The organism is Pseudomonas sp. PL-6, from assembly GCF_054110165.1.
Window position 1 is genome coordinate 2,187,039 of the sequence record NZ_CM134189.1, and the last position, 12,421, is coordinate 2,199,459.

Annotated in this window: 6 protein-coding genes; 5 read left to right on the top strand and 1 reads right to left on the bottom strand. The window is 68.4% G+C overall.

What is annotated here, in order from left to right:
* Positions 1-209: 209 nt before the first annotated feature.
* From ACW9UL_RS10195 to ACW9UL_RS10215, 5 genes are all read left to right on the top strand, one after another.
* Positions 210-1,466 carry an MdtA/MuxA family multidrug efflux RND transporter periplasmic adaptor subunit gene (locus ACW9UL_RS10195; RefSeq protein WP_457790554.1) on the top strand — a complete coding sequence of 419 codons (1,257 nt, stop codon included), beginning with the start codon at positions 210-212 and terminating at the stop codon, positions 1,464-1,466.
* Entirely contained in the window at positions 1,463-4,555 is a 3,093-nt protein-coding gene (locus tag ACW9UL_RS10200) for an MdtB/MuxB family multidrug efflux RND transporter permease subunit (protein WP_457790556.1), read from the top strand. The genes ACW9UL_RS10195 and ACW9UL_RS10200 overlap by 4 nt, the downstream gene beginning before the upstream one ends.
* Complete coding sequence (locus ACW9UL_RS10205) at positions 4,556-7,660, top strand: multidrug efflux RND transporter permease subunit (protein ID WP_457790558.1); 3,105 nt, start codon at positions 4,556-4,558, stop codon at positions 7,658-7,660.
* Positions 7,657-9,150, top strand: coding sequence for an efflux transporter outer membrane subunit (locus ACW9UL_RS10210; RefSeq protein WP_457790560.1), 1,494 nt, complete (start codon positions 7,657-7,659; stop codon positions 9,148-9,150). Before ACW9UL_RS10205 ends, ACW9UL_RS10210 begins: the two co-directional genes overlap by 4 nt.
* Before the next feature lie 138 nt (positions 9,151-9,288).
* Positions 9,289-11,340, top strand: coding sequence for a putative bifunctional diguanylate cyclase/phosphodiesterase (locus tag ACW9UL_RS10215; protein WP_457790562.1), 2,052 nt, complete (start codon positions 9,289-9,291; stop codon positions 11,338-11,340).
* A gap of 25 nt (positions 11,341-11,365) precedes the next feature.
* Here ACW9UL_RS10215 and ACW9UL_RS10220 read toward each other — a convergent pair whose 3' ends face one another.
* Positions 11,366-12,373 (bottom strand): TRAP transporter substrate-binding protein, encoded by a 1,008-nt coding sequence (locus ACW9UL_RS10220; protein ID WP_397497145.1) that lies wholly within the window; start codon positions 12,371-12,373, stop codon positions 11,366-11,368.
* Positions 12,374-12,421 lie beyond the last annotated feature (48 nt).

The following is a 12,421-nucleotide window of genomic DNA, read 5'->3' on the forward strand; positions in this document are numbered from 1 at the left end:
GCCGGCCATCGCCCATGGCCGGGATGCAAACCGGGAAAGAGCGGCGCCCCGCCAGCCCGCTCGCGGATGGCATCCGGGCTACGCACCACGGGCCGTTTTGCAAACAGTTGGTAACGTAAGGGGAGCGTAAAAAGCGGGTAAATGGGCTTTGCTTGCCGGGTGTCAGTGCTTATCGTTCCGACTCCCTCAAGAAGTGACCCGTCCCCGCCATGTCCGTTACCGCCTCGACCGCCTCGAAAACCTCCCGCCAGTGGCTGATCGGCCTGAGTCTGCTCGCCGTGCTGCTGCTGTTGCTCTGGTGGTTCTGGCCGAGCGAGGCGCAGGCGCCGATGGGCGCTGGCCGCTTCGGCGACCTGGGGCCAGTGCCGGTGCGGGTGGCCGAGGTGCGCCGCGACGACTTCGCCGTCGAGCTCAAGGCCCTCGGCACGGTCACCGCCTACAACACGGTCAACGTGCGTTCGCGGGTGGACGGCGAGCTGGTCAAGGTGCTGTTCGAGGAGGGCCAGCAGGTCGAGGCCGGCGATCTGCTCGCGGTGATCGACCCGCGTCCTTATCAGGCGGCGCTGCAGCAGGCCCAGGGCGCGCTGCAGGAGCAGCAGGCGCAGCTGAAGAACGCCGAGCTGGACCTGGCCCGCTACCAGGGCCTGTACGCCGAAGACAGCATCGCCAAGCAGACCCTCGACACCCAGCAGGCGCTGGTGGGCCAGTACCGCGGCAGCCTGCAAAGCTACCAGGCGGATGTCGCCACGGCCAGGCTCAACCTCGACTTCACCCAGATCCGCGCGCCGATCTCCGGCCGTCTCGGGCTACGCCAGCTGGACGTCGGCAACCTGGTCAGCGCCGGCGACACCACGCCACTGGTGGTGATCACCCAGACCCTGCCGATCGCGGTGACCTTCACCATCCCCGAGGGCGACCTGCCGGCGGTGCTGCAGCGCACCCGCGGCGGCGCGACCCTGGCGGTGGAGGCCTGGGACCGCGGCGAGCGGCTGAAACTGGCCGACGGCGTGCTGGAGAGCCTGGACAACCAGATCGATACCGCCACCGGCACGGTCAAGCTCAAGGCGCGCTTCGCCAATGCCGAGCAGATGCTGTTCCCCAACCAGTTCGTCAACGTGCGCCTGCGCGTGGAAACCCGCGAAGCGGCCACCATCATCCCCTCGGCGGCCGTGCAGTTCGGCGCCCAGGGCACCTTCGTCTACGTGGTCGACGAGGGTGGCAAGGTCAGCCTGCGGCCGGTGACCATCGCCGCCAGCGACGCCGAGCGCAGCCTGGTGGCCGGCGGCGTGCAGCCCGGCGAACGGCTGGTGCTGGAGGGCACCGACCGCCTGCGCGACGGCAGCCAGGTCGAGGTGATCGACCCGGCCGTGGTGCACAGCCCGGACGGTGCGGCGCGTCAACCGCTGAGCGAGGGCGGCAAGCTGGGCCGGGGCGAGCGTTCTGCCCAGCCGCGGAACGACGCATGAACATCTCCCGCCCCTTCATCCTGCGGCCGGTCGCTACCACGCTGCTGATGGTGGCGATCTTCCTCAGCGGCCTGATCGCCTACCGCCTGCTGCCGGTGTCGGCGCTGCCGGAAGTCGATTACCCGACCATCCGTGTGCTGACCCTCTATCCGGGCGCCAGCCCGGAGGTGATGACCAGCGCGGTGACCGCGCCGCTGGAGCGCCAGTTCGGCCAGATGGCCGGCCTCAAGCAGATGTCCTCGACCAGCTCCGGCGGCGCCTCGGTGATCACCCTGCGCTTCAACCTGGAGGTATCCCTGGCGGTGGCCGAGCAGGAGGTGCAGGCGGCGATCAACGCGGCGAGCAACCTGTTGCCCGGCGACCTGCCGGCGCCGCCGGTGTACAACAAGGTCAACCCGGCCGACACCCCGGTGCTGACCCTGGCGGTCAGCTCGGCGAGCCTGCCGCTGCCGCGGGTTTTCGACCTGGTGGACACCCGCCTGGCGCAGAAACTGGCGCAGACCAGCGGCGTCGGCCTGGTCACCCTGGCCGGCGGCCAGCGTCCGGCGGTGCGCATCCGGGTCAATCCCGAGGCGCTGGCGTCCTACGGCCTGAGCCTGGCCGACGTGCGCAATCTGATCACCGCCAGCAACGTCAACCAGCCCAAGGGCAACTTCGACGGGCCGACGCGGGTTTCCCAGCTCGACGCCAACGACCAGCTCAAATCCGTCGACGAGTACCGCGAGCTGATCCTGAGCTACCAGAACGGCGCGTCGCTGCGTCTGAAGGACGTCGCCGAGATCATCGATGGCGCCGAGAACGAGCGTCTGGCGGCCTGGGCCAATCGCAACGCCGCGGTACTGGTCAACGTGCAGCGTCAGCCCGGCGCCAACGTGATCGAGGTGGTCGACCGCATCCAGGCGCTGCTGCCGCACCTGACCGAGGGCCTGCCGGCCAGCGTCGAGGTCAAGGTGCTCACCGACCGCACCCAGACCATTCGTGCTGCGGTGCGCGATGTGCAGCACGAATTGCTGCTGGCCATCGCCCTGGTGGTGATGGTGACCTTCCTGTTCCTGCGCAAGCTGTCGGCGACCATCATCCCGTCCATCGTCGTGCCGCTGTCGCTGATCGGCACCTTTGGTGTGATGTACCTGGCCGGCTTCACCATCAACAACCTGACGCTGATGGCGCTGACCATCGCCACCGGTTTCGTGGTCGACGATGCCATCGTCATGCTGGAGAACATCGCCCGCCATCTGGAGCAGGGCGAGACGCCACTCAACGCCGCGCTCAAGGGCGCGCGGCAGATCGGCTTCACCCTGGTCTCGCTGACCCTGTCGCTGATCGCCGTGCTGATCCCGCTGCTGTTCATGGCCGACGTGGTCGGGCGGCTGTTCCGCGAATTCGCCATCACCCTGGCGGTGGCCATCCTGATTTCCCTGGTGGTGTCGCTGACCCTCACGCCGATGATGTGCGCGCGCCTGCTCAAGGCCGAGAAGCCCGAGGACGAAGGGCGCTTCTACCGCGCCGCCGGCGCCGTCATCGACGCCATGATCGCGCGCTACGGCGTCTGGCTGACCTGGGTGCTCAGGCACCAGCCGCTGACCCTGCTGGTGGCGGTGGCCACCCTGGGTCTGACCGTGCTGCTCTACCTGGCGGTGCCCAAGGGCTTCTTCCCGGTGCAGGACACCGGGGTGATCCAGGGCATTTCCGAGGCGCCGCAGTCGATTTCCTTCGCCGCCATGAGCGAGCGCCAGCAGCGCCTGGCCGATGTCATCCTGCGCGACCCGGCGGTGGCCAGCCTGTCTTCGTCCATCGGCGTCGACGGCGACAACCCGACGCTCAACAGCGGCCGCCTGCTGATCAACCTCAAGCCGCATGCCGCGCGCGACGTCACCGCCAGCGCGGTGATCGAGCGCCTGCGCCCCGAGCTGGCGCGGATTCCCGGCATCGAGCTGTACATGCAGCCGGTGCAGGATCTGACCATCGAGGATCGCATCAGCCGCACCCAGTTCCAGTTCACCCTGGAGTCGCCGGACGGCGCGCTGCTGGAGCAGTGGACGCCGCGCCTGGTCGAGGCGTTGCGCCAGCAGCCGGCGCTCACCGACGTGGCCAGCGACCTGCAGAACCGCGGCCTGCAGGTGTACCTGCAGATCGACCGCGACGCCGCCGCGCGTCTGGGCATCAGCGTCGGCGACATCGACGACGCACTGTACGACGCCTTTGGCCAGCGCCAGATCAGCACCATCTATACCCAGGCCAGCCAGTACCGCGTGGTGCTGGAGAGCCGCGACGGCGGGCGCATCGGTCTGGCGGCGCTGGAGCAGATCCATGTCGCCACCGGCGACGGCCAGCAGGTGCCGCTGGCCTCGCTGGCGCGCATCGAGGAGCGTCCGGCCAGTCTGCTGGTCAACCATATCGGCCAGTTCCCGGCGGTGACCCTGTCGTTCAACCTGGCCCCGGGGGTGTCGCTGGGCGAGGCGGTGGCGGTGATCGAGCGGGTGGAGCAGGAGATCGGCCTGCCCGGCGCCATCGACACCCAGTTCCAGGGCGCCGCCGAGGCCTTCCGCGCCTCGCTGAGTTCGACCCTGCTGCTGATCCTGGCGGCCATCGTCACCATGTACATCGTGCTCGGGGTGCTCTACGAGAGCTATATCCACCCGATCACCATTCTCTCCACGCTGCCCTCGGCCGGGGTCGGCGCCTTGCTGGCGCTGCTCTTGACCGGCAACGACCTGGGCCTGATCGCCATCATCGGCATCATCCTGTTGATCGGCATCGTCAAGAAGAACGCGATCATGATGATCGACTTCGCCCTGGAGGCCGAGCGCAACCAGGGCATGGCGCCCGAGGCGGCGATCTACCAGGCGGCGCTGCTGCGCTTTAGGCCGATCCTGATGACCACCCTGGCCGCGCTGTTCGGCGCCATCCCGCTGATGCTGGCCTCGGGCTCCGGCGCCGAGCTGCGCCAGCCGCTGGGCCTGGTGATGGTCGGCGGGCTGCTGCTCAGCCAGGTGCTGACGCTGTTCACCACGCCGGTGATCTACCTGTACTTCGATCGTCTGTCGCGCCGCGTCAGCGGGCGCAGCGCGGCGGGGCTGGCGGTCTAGATGAACCTCTCCGCCCCCTTTATCCGTCGCCCGGTGGCGACCCTGTTGCTGAGCCTGGCGATCATGCTGCTCGGCGGCGTCAGCTTCGGCCTGCTGCCGGTGGCGCCGCTGCCGCAGATGGATTTCCCCACCATCACCGTGCAGGCCAGCCTGCCCGGCGCCAGCCCGCAGATCATGGCCTCGACCGTGGCCACGCCGCTGGAGCGCTCGCTCGGCACCATCGCCGGGGTCAGCCAGATGAACAGCCGCAGCAGCCAGGGCAACACGCGGATCATGATCCAGTTCGACCTGGACAAGGACATCAACACCGCCGCGCGCGAGGTGCAGGCGGCGATCAATGCCGCGCGCGAGCTGCTGCCCAGCGGCATGCGGACCATGCCCAGCTACCGCAAGATCAATCCGTCGCAGGCGCCGATCATGGTCATCTCGCTGACCAGCGCGACGCTGAACAAGGGCCAGCTGTACGACGTCGCCTCGACCATCCTGGCGCAGAAACTGGCCCAGGTCGGCGGCGTCGGCGAGGTGCAGGTCGGCGGCAGTTCGCTGCCGGCGGTGCGGGTGGCGCTGGAGCCGCGCCTGCTCGATCAGTACGGCATCGCCCTCGACGAGGTGCGCCAGAGCATCGCCGCGAGCAATGCCCTGCGGCCCAAGGGCGCGGTGGAGGACGCGCAGCGCCGCTGGCAGGTGCAGGCCAGCGACCAGCTGGCCAAGGCCGCCGACTACCTGCCGATGATCATCCGTTACCAGGACGGCGCCGCGGTGCGCCTGGGCGATGTGGCCACGGTCAGCGACGGCGTCGAGGACCGCTACAACAGCGGCTTCTTCAACGACCAGGAAGCCGTGCTGCTGGTGGTCAACCGGCAGAGCGGGGCGAATATCCTGCAGACCATCGCCGATATCCGCGCCGAACTGCCGGCGCTGCGCGAGGTGATTCCGGCCAGCGTGCAACTGGAAGTGGCCATGGATCGCTCGCCGGTGATCCGCGCCACCCTGCACGAGGCCGAGCAGACCCTGCTGATCGCCGTGGCCCTGGTGATTCTGGTGGTGCTGGCCTTCCTCGGTCGCTGGCGGGCGGCGCTGATTCCGGCGCTGGCGGTGCCGGTGTCGCTGATCGGCAGCTTCGCCGCCATGTACCTGCTGGGATTCTCGCTGAACAACCTGTCGCTGATGGCGCTGATCATCGCCACCGGCCTGGTGGTGGACGACGCCATCGTGGTGCTGGAGAACATCTCGCGGCACATCCATAACGGCGAGAAACCGATGGCCGCGGCGTTCAAGGGCGCCCGCGAAGTCGGCTTCACCCTGCTGTCGATGAACCTGTCGCTGGTCGCGGTGTTCGTCTCCATCCTGTTCATGGGCGGCATAGTCGAGCGGCTGTTCCGCGAGTTCTCCATCACCCTGGCGGTGGCCGTGGTGATCTCCCTGGTGGTGTCGCTGACGTTGACGCCGATGCTCTGCGCACGTTGGCTCAAGGCCGAGGCCGAGCAGCCGCAGGGCCGCCTGCAGCAGTGGGGCGAGCGCCTGCAGAACCGCGTACTGGCCTTCTACGGGCGCAGCCTGGACTGGGCGTTGCGTCACTCGCTGCTGATGCTGCTGAGCCTGCTGGCGACCATCGCGCTGAACGTCTACCTGTTCGTCAGCATTCCCAAGACCTTCATGCCGCAGCAGGACACTGGCCAGCTGATCGGCTTTATCCGCGGCGACGACGGTCTGTCGTTCCAGGTCATGCAGCCGAAGATGGAGATCTTCCGCAAGGCGGTGCTGGCCGACCCGGCGGTGCACAGCGTGGCCGGCTTCATCGGCGGCAGCGGCGGGATCAACAACGCCTTTATGATCGTGCGCTTGAAGCCCGTGGGGGAGCGTGAGGCGTCCGCGCAGCAGGTGATCAACCGCCTGCGCGCCAGCGTGCCCAAGGTGCCGGGCGGGCGCATGTTCCTCATGCCGGACCAGGACCTGCAGATCGGCGGGCGCGAGGGGCGCAGCTCGGAGAACGAGTACATGCTGCTGTCGGGCGACCTCGACGTGCTGCGCCAGTGGCTGCCCAAGGTGCGCGAGGCGCTGCGCGCGCTGCCCGAGCTGACCGATATCGACGCCAAGGAAAACGAGGGCGCCCAGCAGATTCGCCTGGTGGTGGACCGCGAAGCGGCGCAGCGCCTGGGCGTGGAGATGAGCATGATCACCGCGGTGCTCAACAACGCCTTCAGCCAGCGCCAGGTGTCGACCATCTACGAGGCGCTCAACCAGTACAGCGTGGTGATGGAGATCAACCCGCTGTACGCCCAGCATCCCGAGGCGCTCGACCAGATCCAGCTGATCACCGCCGATGGTGCGCGTGTGCCGCTGTCCACCTTTGCCCGCTGGGAGCGCAGCCTGGAGGAGGACCGGGTCAACCACCAGGGCCAGTTCGCCGCCGAGAACATCGGCTTCTCCCTGGCCGAAGGGGTCAGCCTGGATCAGGCCAGCCGCGCCATCGACAATGCCGTAGCGCGTGTCGGCCTGCCCACCGAAGTGCAGGGCATGCTGGGCGGCACCGGTGCGGCCTTCCAGCAGACCCAGGGCAATCAGCCGCTGATGATCCTGCTGGCGCTGGTGGTGGTGTACATCGTCCTCGGCGTGCTCTACGAGAGCTACATCCATCCGCTGACCATCCTCTCCACCTTGCCCTCGGCCGGCGTCGGCGCCTTGCTCGCGCTGCAGCTGGTGGGCATGGAGTTCAGCCTGATCTCGCTGCTGGGGCTGTTCCTGCTGATCGGCATCGTCAAGAAGAACGCCATCCTGATGGTTGACCTGGCCCTGCAACTGGAACGCGGCGAGCGCCTCAGCCCGCAGGAATCCATTCGCCGCGCCTGCCTGCTGCGCTTCCGGCCGATCCTGATGACCACCCTGGCCGCGATTCTCGGCGCGCTGCCGCTGGTGCTGGGCAGTGCCGAGGGGTCGGAGATGCGCCAGCCGCTGGGCATCACCATAGTCGGCGGCCTGGTGCTCAGCCAGCTGCTGACCCTCTACACCACGCCGGTGATCTACCTCTACTTCGACCGCCTGCGCCACCGCGTCAACCGCTGGCGTGGCGTGCGCACCGATGCTTCGTTGGAAAATCCGCTATGACCCAGGCTTCTGTCGGCAAAACCCTCCTGTCCCTGCTGCTGGCCGGCGTGCTGAGTGGCTGCATGCTCGGCCCCGACTACCTGCGCCCCGAGCTGGCGGCGCCCATGCAGTTCAAGCAGATCGAAGGCTGGAAGGCGGCCAGCCCCGGCGACACCCTGGAGCGCGGCGCCTGGTGGGAGCTGTACGGTGACGCCGAACTCAACGCGCTGGTCGAGCGCCTGCAGCTGTCCAACCAGAACCTGGCCGCCGCCGAGGCCCAGTACCGCCAGGCCCGCGCCCTGGTGCGCGGCGCGCGCGCCAGCTTCTACCCGAGCCTGTCCGCCAGCGCCGGGGTGACCCGCGCGGGGCAGGGCGGCGGCGACAGCACCATCAGCACCGGCGACGGGGTGAGCGTCAGCGGCTCCAACGCCGCGCGCATCTCCAAGACCTACGAACTGGGCCTCAATGCGGCCTGGGAGCTGGATATCTGGGGCAAGCTGCGCCGCGGCCTGGAGTCCAGCCGCGCCGAATATGACGCCAGCGCCGCCGACCTGGCCGCCGCGCGCCTGAGCCTGCAGAGCGAGCTGGTGCAGAACTACCTGCAGTTGCGCGTGCTGGATGAGCAGAAGCGCCTGCTCGATGCCACCGTGGCCGCCTACGCCCGTTCGCTGCGCCTGACCGAGAACCAGTACCGGGCCGGCATCGTGCCCAAGTCCGACGTGACCCAGGCCATCACCCAGCTCAAGAGCACCCAGGCCCAGGCCATCGATCTCGAGTGGCAGCGCGCCCAGCTGGAGCACGCCATCGCCGTGCTGGTCGGCGCCAGCCCGGCCGAACTGGCCATCGCCGCGCGCGACGGCGTGCCGGGGCTGCCGCAGATCCCCGTGGCGCTGCCCTCGCAGCTGCTCGAACGGCGCCCCGACGTGGCTGCCGCCGAGCGCCGGGTGATGGCCGCCAATGCGCAGATCGGCGTGGCCGAGGCCGCCTGGTTCCCCGATCTGACGATCTCCGCCAGTGGCGGCTACCGCGGCAGCAGTTTCGCCGACTGGATCGAGGTGCCCAACCGTTTCTGGTCGCTCGGCCCGCAACTGGCGTTGAGCCTGTTCGACGGCGGCGCCCGCCGCGCCGAGCTGGAGCGCACCGAGGCGGTCTACGACCAGACCGTGGCGCAATACCGCCAGGCCGTGCTCGACAGCTTCCGCGAGGTCGAGGATCAGCTGGTGCAGCTGCGCGTGCTGGAGCAGGAGAGCGAGGTGCAGCAGCAGGCGCTGGACGCCGCGCGCGAGTCGCTGCGCCTGATCGAAAACCAGTACCGCGCCGGCACCCTGGACTTCAACAGCGTGGTCAACGTGCAGGCCACCGCGCTGAGCAACGAGCGTTCCAGCCTGACCCTGCTCGGCAGCCGGCTGACCGCCAGCGTGCAGCTGATCGCCGCCCTCGGCGGCGGCTGGCAGCTCGAGCAATTGCATGAAAGCGACGAGCGGGCGACGAACAGCAGCTCGACTCGTTAGTCAGGTGTTTTTTGCCCTGACCCGGAAACGGGCTTTCCGCTAAGATTCGCGCTCTTGTCGTCAATGCTTGCAACTGGCCATCAGGGATTCGGAGCGTGCGCCGCTCCGCGGTCGGCGCAACGCCTGTAGAGAGTTTCGATGCTGATCGGTAGTTACGATTTATCCCTGGTTGTGCTGTCGCTGTGCGTGGCCATCCTGGCGTCCTACACGGCGCTCGATCTGGCCGGACGCATCGCCAGCGCCAAGGGCATCGCCCAGTCGCTATGGATCGCCGGCGGCGCGGTGGCCATGGGCATCGGCATCTGGTCCATGCACTTCGTCGGCATGCTCGCCTTCAGCCTGCCGATCCCCTTGGGTTACGACCTCGCCATCACCCTGCTGTCGCTGGCCATCGCCATGCTCGCCTCGGGCTTCGCCCTGTGGCTGGTCAGCCAGCCCGAGCTGCCGGCCTGGCACCTGGGCCTGGGCGCACTGGCCATGGGCGCGGGGATCGGCGCCATGCACTACATCGGCATGGCGGCGCTGCGCATGCAGCCGGGAATCGACTACGACCCGCTGCTCTTCGCCCTGTCGCTGCTGATCGCCGTGCTCGCCTCGGGCGCGGCCTTGTCGATCGCCTTCCGCCTGCGCCGCGACACGCCCTACGTGCGCCTGGCCCGCGGCGGCGCGGCGGTGATCATGGGCATCGCCATCGTCGGCATGCACTTCACCGGCATGGCCGCGGCGAACTTCCCCGTCGGCAGCTACTGCGCCGCCGCCGGCAGCGGCCTGGACAGCGGCTGGTTGGCCAGCCTGGTGGTGGTCGTGACCCTGGCGGTGCTGGCCATCGCGCTGCTCACCTCGATCCTCGACGCCCGCCTGGAGGCGCGTACCGCGCTGCTCAGCAGCTCGCTGGCCAAGGCCAACGCCGAGCTGACCCAGCTGGCCCTGCACGATGGCCTGACCAAGCTGCCCAACCGCCTGCTGCTGGAAGACCGCATCGGCCAGGGCATGCTCAAGGTCGGGCGCAACGGCGGCCATTTCGCCCTGCTGTTTATGGACCTGGACGGCTTCAAGCCGGTCAACGACGCCTTCGGCCATCATGTCGGCGACCAGCTGCTGGTGGCCGTGGCTCAGCGCCTGCGCGCCCATCTGCGCGCCCAGGACAGCCTGGCGCGGATCGGCGGCGACGAGTTCGTCCTGCTCGCCGAGCTGCGTCAGGCGCAGGACGCGGCCAACCTCGCGGGGCAGGTGGTCAGCCTGCTGAGCCAGCCGTTCCTGGTCGAGGGGCACGAGTTGCGGGTCTCCACCAGCGTCGGCATCGCCCTCTACCCGGGCGACGGCAGCGACCAGCAGGAGCTGCTGATCAACGCCGACGCGGCGATGTACCACGCCAAGGGCCTGGGCAAGAACGGCTACAGCTTCTTCGAGCGCTCGATGAACACCAACGCGCGCCAGCAGCTGCAGCTGCTGCACGACCTGCGTGCAGCGCTGGAGCGCGGCGAGTTCCGTCTCTACTACCAGCCCAAGTTCGCCACCGGCAGCGAGCGCATGATCGGCGCCGAGGCGCTGCTGCGCTGGCAGCATCCGCAACAGGGGCTGCTGGCGCCGGATCGCTTCATCGGCCTGGCGGAGAAGACCGGGCTGATCATCGCCATCGGTGACTGGGTGCTGGACGAGGCCTGTCGGCAGATGCGCCTGTGGTACCAGCAGGGGCGCAGCGACTGGCGGGTGGCGGTGAACCTGTCGGCGCTGCAGTTCTGCCACGGCGAGCTGGTCGACAGCGTGCGCCAGGCCCTGGCGCGGCATGAGCTGCCGGCCAACTGCCTGACCCTGGAGATCACCGAGAGCACGGCGATGCACGATGTGAACGCCAGTCTGGCGATTCTCCAGCAGCTATCGGCCATGGGCGTGGACATCGCCATCGACGACTTCGGCACCGGCTATTCCAGCCTGCTCTACCTCAAGCGCCTGCCGGCCAACGAGCTGAAGATCGACCGCGGCTTCGTCCGCGATCTGCAGCATGACGGCGACGATGCCGCGATCGTCTCGGCCATTGTCGCCCTGGGCCAGGCGCTGAACCTGCGCATCGTCGCCGAGGGCGTGGAGACCCGCCAGCAGCAGGCCTTCCTCACCGAGCTGGGCTGCGACTCGCTGCAGGGCTACCTGCTCGGTCATCCGCTGCCGCCGGAGCAGTTGCCGGCGGCCTGAAGCGCCTTGGCGGGATTCCGCCAGGCTAGTCGCGGTGCTTGCGGTTGACCGTCTGCGCGGCCTTGATCACATCGCTGCCGATCGCCGTTTCGAACTGCTGCCACACCGGGCGCATGGCGTCGCGCCAGGCCTGGCGCTGCTCGGCGCTGAGTTCGAGCACCTGGCTGCGTCCGGAGTCGAGGATGCGCTGGCGATCGGCCTGGTTGGCGGCCTCGGCCTGGCGATTCACCGCGTAGGTGACTTCGTCGATGATGCCTTCCAGTTCCATGCGGATCTGGTGCGGAATGCCGTACCAGAAGCGCGAGTTGCTCACCAGCATGTAGTCCAGCACGCCGTGGTTGGTCTCGCTGATGAAGGGCTGCACCTCGTGCAGCTTCTGGCTATGGATGTTCGACCAGGGGTTTTCCGCGCCCTGCACCTGGCCGCTCTGCAGCGCCTTGAACACTTCGGCGAACGGCAGCTTCTGCGCGCCTGCACCGAGCTGGCGGAACTGCGCCTCGAGCACCGCCGAGGGCTGGATGCGGAAGCTCAGGCCATTGGCGTCGCCGGGCATCTGCAGCGCGCGGGTGGCGGACAGCTGCTTCATGCCGTTGTGCCAATAGGCCAGGCCGACGATGTTGTGATCCTCCATCGAGCGCAGCAGCTGGCGGCCCTTGGCGCGCTTCTGGAAGCGGTTGACCGCGTCGAGGTCGTCGAACAGGAAGGGCAGGTCGAACACCTGCAGCTGCTTGGTGTACTGCTCGAACTTGGCCAGCGAGGGCGCCAGCAGCTGCACCTCGTTGTTGCGCAGGGCCTCCAGCTCGTTGGCGTCGCCGTACAGGCTGGAGTTGGGGTAGACCTCGACCCTGACCTTGCCGGCCAGGCGCTCCTCCACCAGTTGCTTGAACAGCAACGCGCCCTGGCCCTTGGGGGTGCCGTCGGCGACCACGTGGGAGAACTTGATCAGGATGGCTTCGTCGGCCTGGGCGCTGAGCGCCGCAAGCGAGCTGAGCGCCAGGGCGCAGACGGCCAGGGCGCGGATCGTGTTGAGCATCTTGCTACCTTTTTCTTCTTATCTGTGGTGAGGCGCGGGGCGCCCGGT